Source organism: Castellaniella sp. UC4447_H14 (assembly GCF_052978285.1).
The window spans coordinates 2,483,133-2,502,317 of sequence record NZ_CM129666.1 but is presented as its reverse complement, the minus strand read 5'-3'; the positions used below and the strand labels follow the sequence as shown (position 1 = coordinate 2,502,317).

Sequence of the window (19,185 nt, the reverse complement as noted above, 5' to 3'; positions counted from 1 at the left end):
ATGAGGGAACCATCATGATGAGTTGGTACCAGGAGCTGGACGCAAACGGCAAGCGCACCTTCAAGGCCTCGTTTCTGGGCTGGGCGATCGACGCGCTGGATTACATGGTGTACACCTTCGCCATCGCGACGCTGATTCAGCTCTGGCATATCGACCGCGGACAGGCCGGCCTGCTGGGAACCATCACGCTGCTGTTCTCGGCCATCGGGGGCTGGGGCGCGGGCATCCTGGCCGACCGCTTCGGGCGCGTCCGGGTCCTGATGGTGACCATCCTGTGGTTTTCGATCTGTACGGTCGCCGTCGGCTTCACACAGAACTTCTGGCAGATCTTCGTGCTCCGGGCACTGCAGGGCCTGGGCTTCGGGGGCGAATGGGCCGTGGGGTCAGTCCTGATGGGCGAGGTCATCTCGACCGCCAATCGGGGCAAGGCAGTCGGCACCGTCCAGAGCGGCTGGGCCATCGGCTGGGGGGTGGCGGCGCTGCTGTACTCGCTGCTCTTCTCGGTCCTGCCCGAGGAATACGCCTGGCGCGCGCTCTTCTGGATCGGCGTCCTGCCGGCGGGGCTGGTCTTCTACATCCGCAAGCACGTCCGCGAACCCGAGGTCTTCGTCCAGGCGCGCAAGCGGCATGAAGCCGGTGCCGAACGCTATTCGCCCTGGCTGATCTTCTCCCCCGGCGTGATCCGCACCACGATCCTCTCGGCATTGCTGTGCACCGGCATCCAGGGCGGCTACTACGCGGTCACGACATGGCTGCCCACCTATCTGAAGACCGTCCGGCACCTGTCGGTCCTGAATACCGGCGGCTACCTGCTGGTCATCATCGCGGGATCGTTCTGCGGCTATCTGGTGGGTGCCTGGCTGACGGACAAGCTGGGACGGCGCATGAACGTCATCATCTTTGCCATCCTGTCGGCGATCTCGCTGTACATCTACACCCAGGTGGCCCTGGGCGACGCTGAAATGCTGGTCATGGGATTCCCGTTGGGGTTCGCCGCATCCGGCATCTTCAGCGGGCTGGGCGCCTACCTGACGGAACTCTTTCCCACCGAGATCCGCGCCAACGGCCAGGGATTCGCCTACAACTTCGGGCGGGGCATAGGCGCGTTGTTCCCGACACTGGTCGGCTACCTGAGCGAAAGCCTGGGGCTGGCCGCCGCCATCGGCATCTATGCGGGAGGCGCCTACATCATGGTCCTGATCTGCACGACGCTGCTTCCGGAAACCAAAGGCCTGGAGCTGAAGAACCTCGCGGACGTCCGGTAGCGCTTGCGCCGCTGGCCCCCGCGGCCCACAAAAAAACCGGCAGGCCCCTGGCGGGACTTGCCGGCTTTTCCGTAGGGCCGATCAGATGATGCGGACGGCCTCGATCAGGCGCACCACCGTCCAGGACTTGGTCTTGGAGATGGGGCGGCCTTCGGCGATTTCCACGGTATCGCCCTCGTTGTACTGGTTGCTTTCGTCATGCGCCTTGTACTTGGCGGAACGCTTGACGAATTTGCCCAGCACGGGGTGCTTGACGCGGGTCTCGACGCTGACGACGACCGTCTTGTTCATCTTGTTGCTGACGACCTTGCCAACCAGCGTGCGTTGACGCTTGGCGGTGCTCTTTTCGGTTGAGGGTGTCATATTACTTTCCTGCGTTCTCAGTCACGATGGTGCGGATGCGCGCGATGTCGCGGCGAACCTTCCCCAACTGGCTGGTATTGGAAAGCTGCTGGGTGGCACGCTGCATGCGCAGGTTGAATTGTGCCTTCAGCAGGCTCTCGAGCTCGGACTGCAGCCCGGCGGCGTCTTTTTCGCGCAGTTCACTGGCTTTCATGTTGGACTCCTAGGCGCCCACGCGACGCGACACGAACGTCGTGGCGAGGGGGAGCTTGGCTGCGGCCAGGCGGAACGCTTCGCGGGCGGTGGACTCGTCCACGCCTTCCATTTCGTACAGCACCTTGCCGGGTTGAATTTCGGCGACCCAGAATTCCGGATTGCCCTTGCCGTTACCCATCCGGACTTCGGCGGGTTTCTGCGAAATGGGCTTGTCCGGGAAGATGCGGATCCAGATGCGGCCGCCGCGTTTGATGTGGCGGTTGATGGCGCGGCGAGCGGCTTCGATCTGGCGAGCGGTCAGGCGGCCACGACCCGTGGCCTTCAGACCGAATTCACCAAAGGAAACCTGTGCGCCGCGCGTGGCCAGGCCGGTATTGCGGCCTTTTTGCTCTTTGCGATATTTCCTGCGAGCGGGTGACAGCATGTTTTATTCTCCTTCAGGCGCCGGCGCTGCGGCAGCAGCGTCGCGACGCGGGCCACGGCCACGGCCACCGGGGCGGCCAGGGCGGTCGCTGCGCGGACGGCGCGGACGGCGTTCATCGTCGCGCGGAGCGGCGGTCTCGGGCGGCATTTCGCCGTTGGGCAGCATGTCGCCCTTGTAGACCCAGACCTTGATCCCGATGATGCCGTAGGTGGTCTGCGCTTCCGAAAAACCGTAATCGATGTTGGCGCGCAGCGTATGCAGCGGCACGCGACCTTCGCGGTACCACTCGGTACGGGCGATTTCGATGCCGTTCAGACGACCGGAGCTCATGATCTTGATGCCCTGGGCGCCGAGACGCATGGCGTTCTGCATGGCGCGTTTCATGGCGCGGCGGAACATGATGCGCTTTTCGAGCTGCTGGGCGATCGAATCGGCGACGAGTTGGGCATCGGTTTCCGGCTTGCGGATTTCCTCGATGTTGACGTGCACGGGCACGCCCATCAGACGCTGCAGATCGGTCTTCAGGTTCTCGATGTCCTCGCCGCGACGGCCGATCACCACGCCCGGACGCGCCGAGTAGACGGTGATGCGGGCGTTCTTGGCCGGGCGCTCGATGACGATGCGGCCGACGGAAGCCTGCTTGAGTTTCTTCTTCAGGTACTCACGCACACGGATGTCTTCGGCAAGCATGCTGCCGTAGACCTTGTCGTTGGCGTACCAGCGGGAAGTCCAGTTGTGGTTGACCGCGAGGCGGAACCCAATCGGGTGAATTTTCTGTCCCATTGCGACTCCTTAAGCCCCGACCTTGACCACGATGTGGCAGGTCTGCTTTTCAATGCGGTTGCCACGACCTTTGGCGCGGGCCGAAAAACGCTTCATCGACTGGGCCTTGTCGACGTAGACCGTCGTGACCTTGAGTTCGTCGATGTCGGCACCATCGTTGTGTTCCGCGTTGGCGATGGCCGACTCCAGCGCCTTCTTCAGGATGCCGGCGGCCTTCTTGGGGCTGAACGTCAGGATGTTCAGGGCGTGCGCCACGGATTTGCCGCGGATCAGATCCGCCACCAGGCGGGTCTTCTGCGCGGAAATATGGACGCCGCGAATGACTGCGCTAGTTTCCATGGCTTACCTCTTGGCCTTCTTGTCCGCCGCGTGGCCCTTGAAGGTCCGCGTCAGGGCGAATTCGCCGAGCTTGTGGCCGACCATGTTCTCGTTGATGTAGACGGGAACGTGCTGGTGGCCGTTGTGCACGGCAATCGTCAGCCCAATGAATTCGGGCAGGATGGTGGAACGGCGCGACCAGGTCTTGATCGGCTTTTTCTCTTTGCCCCCGACGGCGGCATCGACCTTCTTGATCAGATGCGCATCGACGAACGGGCCTTTCTTGATCGAACGTGACATAGCTCGCCTCTTATTTCCGCTTGCGCCGCGAGACAATCATATTGTCTGTGCGCTTGTTACGACGGGTCCGGTAGCCCTTGGTGGGAGTGCCCCACGGGCTGACCGGCTCACGGCCCTCGCCAGTGCGGCCTTCGCCGCCACCGTGCGGGTGATCCACCGGGTTCATGACCACGCCACGAACGGTAGGACGAATCCCGCGCCAGCGCGTGGCACCGGCCTTGCCGATCTGGCGCAGGCTGTGGTCGCCGTTGCCGACTTCGCCGATGGTGGCGCGGCAGTCGATATGCACGCGACGGACCTCGCCGGAGCGCAGGCGGACCTGTGCGTAAACGCCTTCACGAGCGAGCAGCACCGCCGATGCACCGGCCGAGCGGGCCATCTGGGCGCCCTTGCCCGGCAGCAGCTCCACGCAGTGAATCGTGGAACCCACCGGAATGGCGCGGATGGGCAGCGTGTTGCCGACGCGGATCGGAGCCTCGAGGCCGGAGACGACCTTGGTGCCGACTTCCAGACCACGCGGGGCGATGATGTAGCGGCGCTCGCCATCGGCATAGCACAGCAAGGCCAGGTGGGCGGTGCGGTTGGGGTCATATTCCAGGCGCTCGACCTTCGCCACGATGCCGTCCTTGTTGCGACGGAAATCGACGACGCGATAGTGCTGCTTGTGGCCGCCGCCACGATGGCGCACGGTGATGTGGCCATTGTTGTTGCGGCCTGAACCGCGCGACTGGCTTTCCAGCAGCGGGCCGTGGGCGGAACCCTTGTGCAGCTCGGGGTGCACGACCTTGACCATGCCGCGGCGGCCCGCCGAGGTAGGTTTGACTTTGATCAGCGGCATTTAGTGGACCTCCGAGAAGTCGATTTCCTGGCCGGCTTTCAAGGACACATAAGCCTTGCGGTCGTTGCGGCGACGGCCCATGAAGCGGCCAAAGCGCTTTTCCTTGCCCTTGCGGTTGGCGACCTGGACGGAGGCGACCTCGACCTTGAACAGCAGTTCGACGGCGGCCTTGATTTCCGGCTTGGTGGCATCAGCGACCACGCGGAAAACGACCTGGTTGTTCTTTTCGGCGAGCATCGTGGACTTTTCCGTCACGATGGGCGCCAGAATGACTTGCATCAAACGTTCGGCATTCATCCCAGCAACTCCTCGAGTTGGGCGATCGCCGGCTTCGTGATCAGCACTTTCTTGTAGTGGACCAGAGACAGCGGATCGGCGTAGCGCGTTTCAATCACTGCCACATGCGGCAGGTTGCGCGTTGCGAGGTAGACGTTTTCATCCAGCGCGTCGGTGATGATCAGGACGGACTCATTGATCCCGAGATCCTTCAGCTTGGCAGCGGCCAGCCGGGTCTTCGGGGTCTCGAGCGCGAACGATTCCACCACGGCCAGACGATCCTCGCGCACAAGCTGCGAGAAAATGGCGCGCAGGCCCGCGCGGTACATTTTCTTGTTGACCTTGTGGCTGAAGTTCTCGTCCGGGGAATTGGGGAATGTGCGACCACCCCCCCGCCAGATCGGCGAGGACGTCATGCCCGAACGGGCGCGGCCGGTGCCCTTCTGGCGCCACGGCTTCTTGGTGGAGTGCTTGACGTCGCGGCGATTCTTCTGCGCGCGGTCGGCGGTGCGGGCGTTGGCCTGGTAGGCGACCACGACCTGGTGCACCAGGGCCTCGTTGAAGTCGCGGCCGAAGATTTCGTCGGCGGCGGCCACGGTGGCCGAGGATTGACCCTGATCATTCAGGAGCTTGAGTTCCATGATTAGGCTCCTTTCTTGGGCGCTGCCTTGATGGCAGGGCGCACGATGATGTCCGCGTTCTTGTGGCCCGGGACGGCGCCGCGCACGAGCAGCAGCCCGCGCTCGACATCCACGCGCACCACGTCCAGGTTCTGCACGGTGACGGTGTCATCGCCCAGATGGCCGGACATGCGTTTGCCGGGGAAGATGCGGCCCGGATCCTGGGCTTGACCGATCGAACCAGGCACGCGGTGCGAACGCGAGTTGCCGTGCGAGGCGCGCTGCGAACCGAAGTGGTGGCGCTTGATCGTGCCGGCAAAGCCTTTACCGATCGTGGTACCGGTTACGTCGACCTGCTGGCCGACCTCGAAAACCGATTCCACCGTCACGACCGAACCGGCCGTGAATTCGGCGGCCTTGGACGGATCCAGACGGAATTCCTTGAGGATGCTGCCAGCCTCGACGCCGGCTTTGGCGAAGTGGCCGGCCAGAGCCTTGGTCACACGCGTAGCGCGTCGGGTGCCATAGGCAAGCTGCACGGCCGCGTAGCCGTCGATGTCAGGTGTCTTGACCTGGGCCACGCGGTTATTGGACACGTCCAGCACCGTGACCGGGATGGACTCACCATCGTCGGTAAAGATGCGGGTCATGCCAACCTTGCGCCCCACAAGCCCGAGCCGCCAGGCAGCGGGCGTAGGTGTCGAATTCGACATTGTTTTCTCCGGGGGATGTTTTCCCCACAGTTTTCATTCCCGACTACGATTGGCCGGGGCTAGGGTACTGATTGCACCATGCGGCTGTGTCGCCGCTGCAATGCACAGCAAAAATCGCCGATACAGACGGCGAAGCTCTAAATCGTATCACGATTCACATTGCAGAGCAATACCCGTCCGCCCGGATCGTCAAGGCGGGGGGCCGGCAGGCACCTACGCGGCGTCCAGCAACAGCCGGCGGGTAAACGCCTCGGCGATGTCGCTCACGTGGGTACTGCACTGCTCGGTACGAACGACGTCCCCGGAAGCAATGGCGCGGGACAGCTCTGCATGCGCATTGCCGACTTCTTCGAGGTTGTTGAACCGCTGATGGTAAATGAAATAAAAGCGTTGCGAGAAGGTATGCAGCGGCTGCAAGGCCCGGGCCGCGTAAGGGTTGCGTGAATACACCGCGACGAGCCGCTTGAGTTCAAAATGGGACAGCAGGTAATCCCGCACGTTGTCCCTGCGCCCGGCGGCCTCGATGGTGTCGGCAATTTCCAGCAGATGCTGCCGTTCACTGTCGAGCGCGCATCGGGCCGCGCGCACGGACACCACCGCCTCCAGCGCGCGGCGGGCCTCGACGACGCAGAGCTGATCCTGGATCGAAACGGTCGAGATCACGACACCGGCGCGCTTGAGTATGGTCACCAGCTGGTCCGACGCCATGCGCAACAGCGCTTCGCGCACGGGCGTGCGTCCGATGCCCACGAGTTCGGCCAGTTCGCTTTCCTTCCAGATGGTGCCCGGCGCCAGTTCAAGCGTCACGAATCGCCGTTCGAGCTCGCGATGCGCGATGTTCACCAAAGTTTCTTTTTTGTTTTCTTTAGTCATGCGTCATTCGACGAAGAATGGGATGCCGGAAGCGATCGGGAATCGGGGGAAACGCCCATGAAGGAAAGGCTGCCACCCGCATTGTACCCGTAGCGTTTGCTTGGCTTGAAATGGCGCCGGGCCAGCAGACTCGCCCTTCCGGACCCGTGCCGCGAATCGTTGCACACGTGTGCAATGCATGCTGTAATCCGCCCATCGCCGTTTGCCCACGAGATCTCCCGATGCTGACCGCCATCACGACCGTAGCCGCTCGCCAGATCCTGGATTCCCGGGGCCGCCCGACCATCGAAGTCGACGTCGGCCTGGCCGGAGGCCATCGGGGCCGGGCCTCCGTCCCGTCGGGCGCCTCCACAGGCACCCACGAAGCCCACGAACTGCGGGACGGAGACCCGAAACGGTACTGGGGCCTGGGCGTGCGGCAGGCAGTGGCCAATGTCGACGGCGAGATCGCGCAGGCAGTGACAGGCCTGGACGCGATGGACCAACGCGGCCTGGACACGAAGCTGCGCGAACTCGATGGCACGAATCAGTTGCGCAGACTCGGAGCCAACGCCATCCTGGGCGTGTCTCTTGCGGCCTGCCGGGCGGCCGCATCCGCGTGCAACCGTCCTTTGTACATGCACATCGCGGATCTGGCCGGCAATCCGCGGGTCCTCATGCCGCTCCCGATGGTGAATATCCTCAGCGGGGGCATGCACGCCGGCGGCGGCATGGATGCACAGGATTTCCTCGCCATTCCCGCGCGCGCCTCCAGCATCGAAGACGCCATTCACACCATATCCCTGGTCCGCGGCGCCGCATCGAGCGTCTGCCAGGCGCGAGGTCTGCCCACATTGCTTGCGGACGAGGGAGGCCTGAGTCCCGGCTGTCGCAGCGGCCGCGTGGCGCTGGAACTCATGTGCCTGGCCATCGAGGCCGCCGGACTGAGGCCGGGCGAGGACGTGCTCATCGCCATCGACGTTGCGTCCACCGCGCTGCGCAACGACCGGGGCGACTACCGGCTGGCCCGCGAAGGCGTGACACGAACCACGGACGAAATGATCGCCATGCTGTGCGAGTGGGTCCGGGACTACCCCGTCGTCTCCATAGAGGACGGCCTGGGCGAAGAGGACTGGGCCGGCTGGAGCGCGCTCACCGCCGCGCTGGGCTCGAAGGTTCAACTGGTAGGCGATGATTTGTTCACGACCCATCCGGATCGCCTGCGCAGGGGCATCGAGAACCGGGCCGCGAACGGCGTGCTGGTCAAAGTGAACCAGAACGGGACGCTCTCGGGCACACTGGACGTGATCGCCCTGGCCAGGCAGCACGGCTATTCGACGATCATCTCGGCCCGGTCGGGCGAGACCGAGGATTCCTTCATCGCCGATCTGGCAGTGGGAACCGCCGCCGGCCAGATCAAGATCGGCTCGTTGCGCACGTCGAGCACCCTGAGCAAATACAACCAGCTCCTGCGCATAGAGGCCGCCAGCAGCGCACCCTACGCCGACGTGCTGTCGCTGCCGGCCCGGGTCCAGCGGTGAGCGCCGCGCCGATGCAACCCGACCCGCGCCTGCCGGAATTCCTGCGAGTCCACGGGCTCGCGGGTCCCCGGGATCGGGTGCGCTGGACGCCCCTCACCGGAGGCGTCGCCTCCGACATCTGGCGCGTCGACGTCAACGATAGCTCCCTGTGCGTCAAGTGCGCCCTCCCCAAGCTGCGCGTGGCCCGCGACTGGTACGCGCCGACATCGCGCAACGGCTTCGAATGGGCCTGGATGAAATTCGCCTTCGGGCATCTGCCGGAATCCGTCCCGCGTCCGCTGGCACACGATCCCGGGATCGGCGCATTTGCCATGTCGTTCCTGGACGGCGCCACCCACCCGGTCTGGAAGTCCAGGCTTCTGGCGGGGCACGCCGATCCGGATTTCGCGCGGGGAGTAGGAGCAAGGCTGGGCCGGCTGCATGCCGCCTCCGCAGGCGATCCCGCTGTCCCCGGAGCGTTCCCGACCGACGATATTTTCCAGTCCATCCGCCTGGAACCCTATCTGATCGCCACCGCTCAGGCGCATCCGGACCTGGGCACGGTCCTGCGTGACATGGCGGCGGACACGCTGGGCACACACAAGGCGCTCGTGCACGGCGACATCAGCCCCAAGAACATTCTGGTGGGCCCCTCCTCGCCGGTCTTCCTCGATGCGGAATGCGCCTGGTACGGGGACCCCGCCTTCGACCTGGCGTTCTGCCTCAATCATTTCCTGTTGAAATGCCTGCCTCGGCCGGATCGCCGCGACGCATTCCTGCGATGCTTCAAGGCCTTCACGGACGGCTATCTGGAGAAGGTCGACTGGGAGCCGGCCGCGGACCTGGAAGAACGGGCGGCGCGGCTGCTGCCCGCCCTGTTTCTGGCGCGCATCGACGGCAAATCTCCGGTGGAATATGTCACCGACACGTCGCAGAAGGACCTCGTGCGCCAGGTCGCACGGCCCTTGATCTCCCGGCCGCGCCGGCACCTGGGTGAGATCGCCGCGGCATGGCGCGGGGCGTTGTCCCAAAAGGCATGAAGAACGTCACGATCAAGGATATTGCCGCCCGACTGGGCGTTTCGCACCCAACAGTCTCCCGTGCCCTGCGGGACTCCCCGTCGGTGCGGCCGGAAACCCGCCGGCGAATCCGCGAGACCGCCGACGCGCTGGGCTATATCCCACACTCCGGCGCCAGGATGCTGCGGCGCACGCGCAGCGAGCTGATCGGCGTGATCTTCCCCGACGTCGCCAACGACTTCTACAGCCGGATCATGTCGCGGCTGTCCGCATCGTTCCTCCAGCACGAATACAAGCTGGTGCTGGCGACCTCCGAGGATGAGCCGGGAATCGAACGGGAACAGATCAGAAGCCTGCGCGAGGCCCGGGTGGCCGGCATCATCATCGCCCCGACCGCCCACCCGTGCGCGGAATCCATCGGGCTTCTTGCGGCCATACCCACCGTGCAACTGCTGCGCCGGCACCCCCGTCTGGCGGCACCGGCGGTGGCCCTGGACGAGCGCGCCGGGATCGCCATGGCGGTGCGGCACCTGGCCGCGAGATCGCACGCACGGATCGGCTACATCGGCAGTTCATCACAGCTGAGCACGGGCCGCGAACGGGCCCAGGGCTATCTGCGAACCCTGCGCGGCATGTCGCTGGACAGCGATCCCGGCCTGCTGCGCCAGGGCCCGCCCAGGCCGGATTTCGGCCACCGGGCCATGATGGAACTGCTGTCCTTGCCCGCACCGCCCACGGCCGTCATCCTGGCCGGCCCCGAACTCGCCGTGGGGGCGCTGGCGGCCATCCGCGAGCAGGGTATCCCCGTGCCGGGCCGGCTCGCCCTGATGGCCTACCACGATCCCGACTGGTTCGAACTCTGGGGCCCCGGCATCAGCTGCATGCGCCTGCCGGTCGATGCGATGGCGTCCGCAGCCACGTCCTTGCTGCTGGAGAGCCTGCTCATCGGGGATGCCGGCACAGCCGCCCGCTCTCGCACCGCGCGGATCAGCCGCTTCCAGTCCACCCTCATCGCCCGCGGCAGCAGCTGAACGGCCTCGCGGGCGCGTAGCCCGAAAAACCGCCGCGCGGCCGCGGACTGTCACGGAAGCGCCGAAACCGCCGGACATTCATCCCTGAATATCCAGTCGTCCATCGACTTCAGACTGTCGCTGATCCGGGGCACAAAGCCCATCTGGTCCAGGATGTCGCGCTGCAGATCCACGCCCGGGGCGATCTCGATCAGTTCGAGCCCGCCGGCCGTGACCGAGAATACGGCCCTCTCGGTGATCACGAGGGCCTGCTGGTTCCTGTCGGCCACTCCCGCATGCACCGGATAGGTGATATGCCCGACCCGCTCGACCAGTTTCTTGTTCTTGCCCTCCCGGTCAATGTGCAGGACGCCATCCCGGGCCGAGACACTCAGCCCCCCGGTCGTGAACGTGCCGGCGAAGATGAGCTTGGAGGCGTTGTGGGCGATGTCGATGAAGCCGCCGGCACCAGGATTGGCCGACCCGAACTTGCTGACGTTCACATTGCCGGCCGCGTCGAACTCGGCAAAGGCCAGCGCGGTGCACTCACACAGGCCGCCGTCGATGGCATCGAATTGGGTGACCCCATCAACGAGCGCCTCGGGCCACATGTTCGCCGAAAACTGCCATCCGGTCATCACGACCCCCCCATAGGAGCCGTGCTCGGTGGTGAAGCGGTAATCTCCCATCGTGCGCTCGGTGAGCACGCCATCCTCCGCCATGACCAGAGGCATGTCGGACGAGGCTCCGAAACCGAGAATGGTCAGGGTGTGCTTGGGGATTTCGAGGTAGGCACGCCGGCCGATGATCTTGTCCGGACCGAACGGGATCCTGGGCAGCGAATCGAGCTGCAGGTTCCGGGGAGACAAGTACCGGGTGTCGTGGGGTGTGTCCGTCACCATCACCTGATCCGGCACGATCACCACGTCGTCCACGAAATCGCCAGGTATCCGGACCGTGCCCGCGGCACGCGTGTAACGTTCCACGGACCGGGTGACCTGGGCGACGACACGGCCGCCGCACGCCTTGGTCGCCAGGGCCAGGGCCAGTGCCGAAGACATCAGCCCCTCGTCCTCGAACGACAGATTGCCGAACTCGTCGGCGGCGCTGGCGCGGATGAAGCAGCAGTGGATCGGCCAGGTCGGATAGAACAGATACTCCTGACCCTCGAACGACACCTTGCGCACCAGGTCGTCCTTGGCCAGAGTGGTCAGCCGGCCGCCATCCTGGTCCGGATCGATGTAGCTGCCCAGGCCGACCCTGGTGAGATAGCCGGGGCTCTTGCGGGCCAGCTCGCGCAGCCAATGCATCGATGCGCCGATGGGCCAACTGTAGGCCTCTATGGCGTTTTGCCGGATCAACTGCATCAACTTGGGCCGCTCGCCGGTCTGCGGATGAACCGGGTTGATATAGGAGCCCGAAACGATGCGCTTCATCAGGCCCCGCTTCGCCACCCGGTCCATTCCGCCGATTTCCATGGCGTCGCCGGTGCCGCAGGGAAAATAGAACGTCAGATCGCGCGGGGCGCCTTCGCGTTCATAGCGGTCGCCCAGCGCCTGAAGCAGCGCATCCGGCGTGATCCACCCGATGACGCCCACACTGGCGACGGTCTGGCCGTCTTTCACATGGGAGACCGCCTGTTCCAGAGAGCAGAACTTGCTCATGTACGCACTCCAAATTTTTTCAAGGTAGAAAGGGCGACGGGGTGCCTGCAATTGTCCGCAAACATCCGGTTGGCGACCACATCGCCGGTCTCGCCGTCGCGGCCCGCATGCGGCGCGAAATACGACTTCACCGATGCCACCGAAACGTCGGGCAGAGCGGCCAGCCGCTGCGCCAGTTCCAGTGCCCGGTTCAGGGCCTGGCCATCATCGGCCAGATAGTCGGCAAGCCCGATGCGGTGGGCCTCCGTACCGTCCATGGCTTCGGCCCCCCAGGCCAGGCGGCGTGCGGCCACCGGGCCCACCCGCGCGACGACCATCTCGAGTCCCCACGGAGGAATCCAGCCGATCTGGACCTCCGGCAAGTGCCAGCGGCAGGAAGCGCCACTGACGACCACGTCGCATGCCACCGCGAACACGAAGCCACCGCCCAGCGCAAAGCCCTCGACGGCCGCGATCACCGGCTTGCGCGACTGGCTGATGGACCGGCAGAACGAGCCGGTGTCCGCCTCATGCGCGCACATGCCCGCCACGTCCATGGCGGAAAGCTCCTTCAGGTCGCTGCCGGCGCAGAATCCCGGCGGGCTTCCGGTGATCACCGTAGCGCGCACCGAGGCATCCGCCTCGATGTCCCGCAGATGCTGCTTCAGGGACAGCACCGCGTCCTCGCTGAGGGCATTGCGCCGGTTCGGGCGGTCTATGGTCAGCACCGCAACCGCGTCTTCCGTACTGCGTCGAATCGTCATGTCAAACTCCCAATTGCGCGCCGTCGCGATTGACGAGCTCGCGGATGTCCCGCCCCTCGACCTCCCCGACGGAAAGGTTCTCTTTGACGGCCAGCGCCGCGGCGTGGCCGATGGCATGTCCGTAGCTGAAGCACTGCGCGGTCACGCGCGCCGAGGCCATGGCCTCGTGCTCCGCCGACAGACAGCGCCCGGCGAACAGCAGGGACTCGCCCCGGACGGGTACGAAGCATTCGTAGGGGATCTCGTAGTAATCGTCGAACAGCCAGGACAGGCGCGGCTTCTCGGCGCTGTGCAGTTCGATGGGCCAGGCCGAGCGGGCAATCCCGTCGCGATACTTGGTCCCCACGACAACGTCCTTGTTGCCCAAGGTCTGCCTTCCCACGACCTGGCGCGTCTGGCGCACCCCGACCTGCACGCCGGTATCGTTCAGGTAGGCCTGTTCGCAGCCGACGAGATGATCCCGGAAAAAGCGCTCGTATTCGCGGACCTGTTTGCGGCCCTCGATTTCCGCCTCGGTGAAGTCCCGGGCTCGCAACGGATTGAGCTCGCGCCCATCGGCCCCCACGACACGGGTGGCATTGCAGATGAGCTCGTTCGGGCGCGGGGTCGGGAACAGGAATATCTTGGCGCGCGGCAGACGGTAATCTCCGGCGGCATTGCACGACAGGATCAATTGCGTGACCCGATCGGGCAGGATCGAATCCTCGCCGTATTCCGCCAGGAAGCGCGCCACATCCACGCCCGACAGGCGGAAGATCATGGTCGGATTCTGCACCTGACCATCCTGGCCCACCCGAGTATCCAGCCCTGCCATCACCGCCAGGTCGGCGTCGCCGCTGGCATCGATCGTGATCCTGGAGCGGACCTCGAGCTTGCCCTGCTTGGTGTAGGCGATCACGCCCGCGACGCGGTCGCCGCCCTCCATCAGCACATCGGTGACGATGGTGTGATAGAGCACCTGCACCCCCTGATCCGCCAGCAGGCCATCGGCGGACTCGCGCCATACATGCGGATCATGCACCCGCGTATGGGTGAGGCCATAGCGCACGGGGTCGGCCAGGCCGCCACGCGACTCCATGGCGGCGATGAAGGTGTCGACGAAGCCATGCACGAGCCGTTCAGGGGCATGACCGGGGTCTTCATGCGCCAGATACAGGCCGCAGATCGTGCCTGAGAGGCCGGCCACCGCGCCGCCGCCACAGAATCCATAGCGCTCGAGGACGGTGACCTTCAGCCCCTGACGGGCCGCGGTATGGGCCGCCGCGACGCCTGCGGCCCCTCCTCCGACGATCAGGACGTCGGTATCCAGCCGCCAGGCGGGCCGCGCATCCTGTGCGACGGCCTGGCGGGCAATCAAGTGTTGCTGCATGACGGTATTACCTCCCTATCATGGTTTGGGGCAGCCACAGGGCGATGGATGGGAAGGCCATCACCAGGCCCAGCGCAATCAGCTGCAGCCCCAGGAAGGGCCACACGGACCGGAAGATGTCGCCGATGGTGATGCCGGCCGGCGCCGCCCCTTTGAGATAGAAGGCGGCCGGTCCGAAGGGGGGCGAGATATAGCTGATCTGCATGTTCATGCAGAACAACACGCCCAGCCAGATCGGGTCGAAGCCGAGCTGGATGGCCACCGGTACGAAAACCGGCGCGGTCAGCAGCAGGATCCCGATCCAGTCCACCACGCATCCCAGCACGATCCAGATCAGATTGATGGCGATCAGCACGCCCCAGCTGCCGCCCGGCATGCCGAGCAGCATTTCCTTCAGGTACTGCGTGCCGCCGGCCATGGTGTACACGCCCACGAGGACGGATGCGCCGAAGAACAGCCAGTACAGCATGCAGGTCACCTTGGTCGTGTCCACGACCGCGGCATACAGCCCCTTCCAGGTGAAACGCCGGTTGATCACCGATGCCAGCAGCGCGCCCACGACGCCGATGCCTGCCGCCTCGGTGGGCGTCGCCCAGCCCAGGTACAGCGAACCCAGCACCGAGAAGGCCACGAAGCTCGGCAGGATGAGGTTCTTCAGATAACCGAGCTTCTCGCGCAGGGAGATGTTCAGTTCCTCGGGCGGGGCGCTGGGCGCCACCGCGGGCTTGAAGTAGCTGAGGGTCAGGATGTACACCACGTACAGCCCGCCCAGCAGCAGCCCGGGGAGCACCCCCGCCATGTAGAGCTGGCCGATGGAGGTGCCCGACGTGAGGGCGTACATGATGAAGACCACGCTGGGCGGAATCAGCGTCGCCAGTCCGCCGCCGGCGCAGATCGACCCCAGTGCCAGGGACTTGCCGTAGCCACGGTTCAGCATCGCCGGCAACGCGACGACGCCCATGGTCACGATTTCCGCGCCGATCACGCCGACCATGGCAGCCATGAGCGCGCACGAGATCACGACCGCCACCGCGAGACCGCCGCGAAGCTTTCCCGACCACACGTAGGCCGCCTTGAAGATGTCCTCGGCGATGCCGGCTTTCTCGAGGACATAAGCCATCAGGATGAACAGCGGGACGGACAGCAGGATGTTGTTCCCCATCAGGGTGAACACCCGGCTGACGATGATGTTCAGGGTATTCAGATCGAACTGCCAGATCGCCAATCCCACGGCGACGGCCGCGGTTGCGAACGCAATCGGCAAACCGACGATCAACGCCGCGATCAGCGCTCCGAATACGACGAGCGTCAAAAGTCCTATAGACATAATCTCTCGCTATCTTTGAGCAGGAGGGAGGCGCGCTTTACCGCTTTACCGGTCTTTGCGCTGCTGGAAGTTTTCGAGGAGGTTGGCCACACCCTGCAGGAATAACAGGGCTCCCGCGATCGGAATGGCGAACTTCACGGGCCAGATCGGCGGATTCCACAAGGTGCCCGAGGTTTCGCCCTGCAGGAACGACGTGACGGCCAGGTCCCACCCATACACGATCAGGGTCAGGCAATAAGCGGTGAACAGGACGAAGGCGATCAGATCGCAGACGCGGCGTCCGCGCCACCCGAACAGCTCGTAGACCATGTCCACGGTGACGTGGCGGCGGTGCAGCAAGGCATACCCGCCGCCCAGCACATAGACGAAGCCCGCGATGTAGGTCGTGGACTCGTCCGCCCAGACGGCCGGCGCATGGAATACGGTGCGGGCGATCACCTCGCGCGCGATGATCGCCACCACGAGCAGGATGAGCAGGCCGGCCAGACGGCCAACCCACTCATTCACCCGCCCGATGATGCGTATGAATGAGTGGATCATGTTCACGCCAAAAGTTTGATTTCGCGCAGATAGGCCTGCTGGGATTCCACCGCCTGCTTGGCGAGGGGACTCTTCTTGGCCCATTCCGCCCAGACCTGGTGGGCCAGCTCACGGCTACGCCGGCGGCTTTCGTCGCTCCAGTCGATCAGCTCCACGCCCTTTTTCTTGACCTCGGGAACGATCGCCTCGTCGTTCTTGGCGATGGTGGCTACCTGGTAGGCCGAGAACTCCTTCCAGGTCTTTTCGACAATGCCCTTGATATCGTCCGGCAACGCCTTCCACGCAGCTTTGTTGACCGTGAAGTCCTGAATCGGCATCGAGTGGAAGCCCGGGTAGGTCGCGTATTTGGCGACCTCAAAGAAACCGATCTTGTTATTGACCGACAGGGTGGACCAGTCCACGGTGTCCACGACACCCTTCTCGAGCGCGGAATACGCCTCGCCGCCCGGAATCACCACGATGGATGCCCCCATCTTTGCGATGGTTTCCGCCGCCAGGCCCTGCGCCCCGCGGTGCTTGAGGCCCTTGAAGTCGTCCGGGCCGCGCACCGGCACCTTGCAGGACAGGGACTCGACCCCCCACCAGGTGCAGCCGACGGTATGGGCATTGAACTTGTCGTAGGCCTTGCGGATCATGTCGATGCCGCCTTTTTCGTATAGCCAGGCGTTCTGCTGTGCGGGTTCGGTATAACCGAAGGCAAAGTCGCCGATCACGGCCAGCGCCGCTTCTTTGCCCGCGAAGTATCCCGGATACGTGGAATGCCCCTGGATCACATTCTGGCCGACGGCATCCAGAGTCTCGAAGGTGCCCACGATGGCGCCCGCCGAGAACGGCGTGATCTCCATGCGGCCGCCCGTGTTCTTCTTCACGTTGTCGCAGAACTTCTGGAACATGGCGTAGGTGTCTTCGCCTGCCCCCCACAGGACCTGGACCCTCCACTTGATGGTTTTCTGCGCCAGGGCGAGCACCGGCGCACCCAGCAATGTCGTCGCTGTGGCGGCGGTCGCCGCCTTGAGCAGCGAACGGCGGTTTATTTGCATGGCATGTCTCCAATATATTCACATAGGCGACGAGAGCTCCAGTTTCTCTGAACTGGGTGCCTGCGTCAGGATCCACCGAGCCCCCGTGACGTCCTTGCATGCGCCCCGCCAGCGGGTTCCATCCGGCCTTTCGGGGCGCTGTGCGAAAGCGCTCGGGGTCGAGCTGATTTAACTATATCTGTGATATATGTAAGAGTCAACCGGGGTTTTCAGGCAGAGCCGACCATAGCCGGGGGGCGCTCGACGAGAGCCTTTTCGAGCGCCCCCGGTGCCCCTGTGCGGCGGACGGACAGGCGCGCCGCACAAAGAAAAACGCCATGCCCGAAGGCATGGCGTTTTTCCCGGCGAGGCACCGAACCGGTGCCTCGATGGGGGTTTTACTGCAGCGCGATCTCGACGTCGACACCGGCCGGCAGATCCAGACGCATCAATGCGTCCACGGTCTTGTCGGTGGGATCGACGATGTCCATCAGCCGCTGATGGGTACGCATTTCGAACTGATCACGGGAAGTCTTGTTGACGTGCGGCGAGCGCAGGACGTCATAGCGGCGAATGCGCGTGGGCAGCGGCACGGGGCCACGGACCACGGCGCCAGTGCGCTTCGCCGTCTCGACGATCTCGGCGGCGGACTGGTCGATCAGCTTGTAGTCGAACGCCTTCAGGCGGATGCGGATTTTCTGGCTTTTCATGGGAATCCCTAAAGAACGAAAACCGGCGGGGGCATGGCCCCCGCCGAGGCATCAAAATTACTTGATGATTGTGGCGACGACGCCGGCACCGACGGTGTGGCCGCCCTCGCGGATGGCAAAGCGCAGGCCCTCTTCCATGGCGATGGGCGCAATCAGCTGCACCGTCATCGTCACGTTGTCGCCCGGCAGCACCATCTCCTTGTCGGCCGGCAGCTCGATGGTGCCCGTCACGTCGGTCGTGCGGAAGTAGAACTGCGGACGGTACCCCTTGAAGAACGGCGTGTGGCGACCGCCCTCCTCCTTGGACAGGATGTAGACTTCGGCCGTGAAGTTCGTGTGCGGGTGAATCGACCCCGGCTTGGCCAACACCTGGCCGCGCTCGACGTCCTCGCGCTTGGTGCCGCGCAGCAAAATCCCCACGTTGTCGCCCGCCTGTCCCTGGTCGAGCAGCTTGCGGAACATCTCCACGCCCGTGCAGGTCGTCTTCTGCGTGTCGTGAATGCCGATGATCTCGATCTCCTCGCCCACCTTGATCACGCCGCGCTCGACGCGCCCCGTCACCACCGTGCCCCGGCCCGAGATCGAGAACACGTCCTCGACCGGCATCAGGAAGGCCCCGTCGATGGCCCGCTCCGGCGTCGGAATGTAGCTGTCCAGCGTCTCGGCCAGCTGCATGATCGCCTGCTCGCCCAGCGGACCCGTGTCGCCCTCGAGCGCCAGCTTGGCCGAGCCCTTGACGATCGGCGTGTCATCGCCCGGAAAGTCGTACTTCGAGAGCAGCTCGCGCACCTCCATCTCGACGAGCTCGAGCAGCTCCTCATCGTCGACCATGTCGCACTTGTTCAGGAACACGATGATGTAGGGCACCCCCACCTGGCGGGCCAGCAGAATGTGCTCGCGCGTCTGCGGCATCGGCCCGTCGGCGGCCGAGACCACCAGTATCGCCCCGTCCATTTGCGCCGCGCCCGTGATCATGTTCTTCACGTAGTCGGCGTGCCCCGGGCAGTCCACGTGCGCGTAGTGCCGGTGCTCGGTCTCGTACTCCACGTGCGAGGTGTTGATCGTGATGCCGCGCGCCTTCTCTTCGGGCGCGTTGTCAATCTGGTCGTAGCCCTTGGCCTCGCCATGGCCGCTCTTCTTGGCCAGCACCGTGGTGATGGCCGCCGTCAGCGTCGTCTTGCCGTGGTCAACGTGCCCGATCGTGCCCACGTTCACGTGCGGTTTGGTCCGTTCAAACTTGCCTTTTGCCATGATAAATCCCGTATTCCTGAGAATTTAAAGGGGAAAGCGCCCGATCCCGGGGGATCGGGCCGCCCG

Annotated in this window: 23 protein-coding genes; 4 read left to right on the top strand and 19 right to left on the bottom strand. The window is 64.6% G+C overall.

The annotated features are described in order from the left end of the window. Window positions 1-17 precede the first annotated feature (17 nt). Window positions 18-1,265 carry an MFS transporter gene (locus tag ACVCMJ_RS12080; RefSeq protein ID WP_447082586.1) on the top strand — a complete coding sequence of 416 codons (1,248 nt, stop codon included), beginning with the start codon at window positions 18-20 and terminating at the stop codon, window positions 1,263-1,265. A gap of 81 nt (window positions 1,266-1,346) precedes the next feature. On the opposite strand, the gene rpsQ is transcribed toward ACVCMJ_RS12080, so the two are convergent. The 11 genes from rpsQ to ACVCMJ_RS12025 all read right to left on the bottom strand — a co-directional run bounded on the left by rpsQ (window position 1,347) and on the right by ACVCMJ_RS12025 (window position 6,968). Beyond that, complete coding sequence (rpsQ, locus tag ACVCMJ_RS12075; protein ID WP_447081648.1) at window positions 1,347-1,628, bottom strand: 30S ribosomal protein S17; 282 nt, start codon at window positions 1,626-1,628, stop codon at window positions 1,347-1,349. Between the two features lies 1 nt (window position 1,629). Beyond that, complete coding sequence (gene rpmC, locus ACVCMJ_RS12070) at window positions 1,630-1,821, bottom strand: 50S ribosomal protein L29 (RefSeq protein ID WP_447081647.1); 192 nt, start codon at window positions 1,819-1,821, stop codon at window positions 1,630-1,632. A gap of 9 nt (window positions 1,822-1,830) precedes the next feature. Further along, window positions 1,831-2,247, bottom strand: coding sequence for a 50S ribosomal protein L16 (gene rplP / locus ACVCMJ_RS12065; protein WP_447081646.1), 417 nt, complete (start codon window positions 2,245-2,247; stop codon window positions 1,831-1,833). Window positions 2,248-2,250: 3 nt separating this feature from the next. After that, a complete protein-coding gene (gene rpsC / locus ACVCMJ_RS12060; RefSeq protein ID WP_447081645.1) occupies window positions 2,251-3,030 on the bottom strand; it encodes a 30S ribosomal protein S3 in 780 nt (259 codons plus the stop codon). 9 nt (window positions 3,031-3,039) lie between these two features. Next, window positions 3,040-3,369 carry a 50S ribosomal protein L22 gene (rplV, locus tag ACVCMJ_RS12055; RefSeq protein WP_447081644.1) on the bottom strand — a complete coding sequence of 110 codons (330 nt, stop codon included), beginning with the start codon at window positions 3,367-3,369 and terminating at the stop codon, window positions 3,040-3,042. A gap of 3 nt (window positions 3,370-3,372) precedes the next feature. Then, window positions 3,373-3,648: a 30S ribosomal protein S19 gene (gene rpsS, locus ACVCMJ_RS12050; protein WP_043678997.1), complete on the bottom strand. Its 276-nt coding sequence runs from the start codon at window positions 3,646-3,648 to the stop codon at window positions 3,373-3,375. Window positions 3,649-3,658: 10 nt separating this feature from the next. Beyond that, entirely contained in the window at window positions 3,659-4,486 is an 828-nt protein-coding gene (gene rplB / locus ACVCMJ_RS12045) for a 50S ribosomal protein L2 (protein ID WP_447081643.1), read from the bottom strand. Then, window positions 4,487-4,783 carry a 50S ribosomal protein L23 gene (gene rplW / locus ACVCMJ_RS12040; RefSeq protein ID WP_447081642.1) on the bottom strand — a complete coding sequence of 99 codons (297 nt, stop codon included), beginning with the start codon at window positions 4,781-4,783 and terminating at the stop codon, window positions 4,487-4,489. Continuing rightward, window positions 4,780-5,403, bottom strand: coding sequence for a 50S ribosomal protein L4 (gene rplD, locus ACVCMJ_RS12035; RefSeq protein ID WP_447081641.1), 624 nt, complete (start codon window positions 5,401-5,403; stop codon window positions 4,780-4,782). Before rplD ends, rplW begins: the two co-directional genes overlap by 4 nt. A 2-nt stretch (window positions 5,404-5,405) precedes the next feature. After that, the gene (rplC, locus tag ACVCMJ_RS12030; RefSeq protein ID WP_447081640.1) at window positions 5,406-6,095 is read right to left on the bottom strand and encodes a 50S ribosomal protein L3; all 690 of its coding nucleotides are present in this window, start codon (window positions 6,093-6,095) and stop codon (window positions 5,406-5,408) included. A gap of 213 nt (window positions 6,096-6,308) precedes the next feature. Further along, complete coding sequence (locus ACVCMJ_RS12025) at window positions 6,309-6,968, bottom strand: GntR family transcriptional regulator (protein ID WP_447081639.1); 660 nt, start codon at window positions 6,966-6,968, stop codon at window positions 6,309-6,311. 221 nt (window positions 6,969-7,189) lie between these two features. On the opposite strand from ACVCMJ_RS12025, the gene eno reads away from it, so the two are divergent. Genes eno through ACVCMJ_RS12010 form a run of 3 tightly spaced genes read left to right on the top strand, consistent with a single transcriptional unit; the run spans window position 7,190 to window position 10,517 of the window. Further along, entirely contained in the window at window positions 7,190-8,488 is a 1,299-nt protein-coding gene (eno, locus tag ACVCMJ_RS12020; protein ID WP_447081638.1) for a phosphopyruvate hydratase, read from the top strand. 11 nt (window positions 8,489-8,499) lie between these two features. Continuing rightward, window positions 8,500-9,507 carry a phosphotransferase family protein gene (locus ACVCMJ_RS12015; protein WP_447081637.1) on the top strand — a complete coding sequence of 336 codons (1,008 nt, stop codon included), beginning with the start codon at window positions 8,500-8,502 and terminating at the stop codon, window positions 9,505-9,507. After that, window positions 9,504-10,517 carry a LacI family DNA-binding transcriptional regulator gene (locus tag ACVCMJ_RS12010; protein WP_447081636.1) on the top strand — a complete coding sequence of 338 codons (1,014 nt, stop codon included), beginning with the start codon at window positions 9,504-9,506 and terminating at the stop codon, window positions 10,515-10,517. Before ACVCMJ_RS12015 ends, ACVCMJ_RS12010 begins: the two co-directional genes overlap by 4 nt. Window positions 10,518-10,567: 50 nt before the next feature. On the opposite strand, the gene ACVCMJ_RS12005 is transcribed toward ACVCMJ_RS12010, so the two are convergent. From ACVCMJ_RS12005 to tuf, 8 genes are all read right to left on the bottom strand, one after another. Then, window positions 10,568-12,160 carry an acyl CoA:acetate/3-ketoacid CoA transferase gene (locus ACVCMJ_RS12005; RefSeq protein ID WP_447081635.1) on the bottom strand — a complete coding sequence of 531 codons (1,593 nt, stop codon included), beginning with the start codon at window positions 12,158-12,160 and terminating at the stop codon, window positions 10,568-10,570. Beyond that, entirely contained in the window at window positions 12,157-12,903 is a 747-nt protein-coding gene (locus ACVCMJ_RS12000; RefSeq protein ID WP_447081634.1) for an enoyl-CoA hydratase/isomerase family protein, read from the bottom strand. Before ACVCMJ_RS12000 ends, ACVCMJ_RS12005 begins: the two co-directional genes overlap by 4 nt. Window position 12,904: 1 nt before the next feature. Beyond that, on the bottom strand, window positions 12,905-14,272 hold the full coding sequence (locus ACVCMJ_RS11995; protein ID WP_447081633.1) for an FAD-dependent oxidoreductase: 1,368 nt from the start codon (window positions 14,270-14,272) through the stop codon (window positions 12,905-12,907). 7 nt (window positions 14,273-14,279) lie between these two features. Next, entirely contained in the window at window positions 14,280-15,599 is a 1,320-nt protein-coding gene (locus ACVCMJ_RS11990) for a TRAP transporter large permease (RefSeq protein WP_447081632.1), read from the bottom strand. 45 nt (window positions 15,600-15,644) lie between these two features. Then, on the bottom strand, window positions 15,645-16,139 hold the full coding sequence (locus ACVCMJ_RS11985) for a TRAP transporter small permease subunit (protein WP_447081631.1): 495 nt from the start codon (window positions 16,137-16,139) through the stop codon (window positions 15,645-15,647). 2 nt (window positions 16,140-16,141) lie between these two features. Beyond that, entirely contained in the window at window positions 16,142-17,179 is a 1,038-nt protein-coding gene (locus ACVCMJ_RS11980) for a TRAP transporter substrate-binding protein (protein ID WP_447081630.1), read from the bottom strand. A 377-nt stretch (window positions 17,180-17,556) separates the two neighbouring features. Then, window positions 17,557-17,868, bottom strand: coding sequence for a 30S ribosomal protein S10 (gene rpsJ / locus ACVCMJ_RS11975; protein ID WP_291771496.1), 312 nt, complete (start codon window positions 17,866-17,868; stop codon window positions 17,557-17,559). A 57-nt stretch (window positions 17,869-17,925) separates the two neighbouring features. Continuing rightward, the gene (gene tuf, locus ACVCMJ_RS11970; RefSeq protein WP_447081524.1) at window positions 17,926-19,119 is read right to left on the bottom strand and encodes an elongation factor Tu; all 1,194 of its coding nucleotides are present in this window, start codon (window positions 19,117-19,119) and stop codon (window positions 17,926-17,928) included. Window positions 19,120-19,185: the final 66 nt, after the last annotated feature.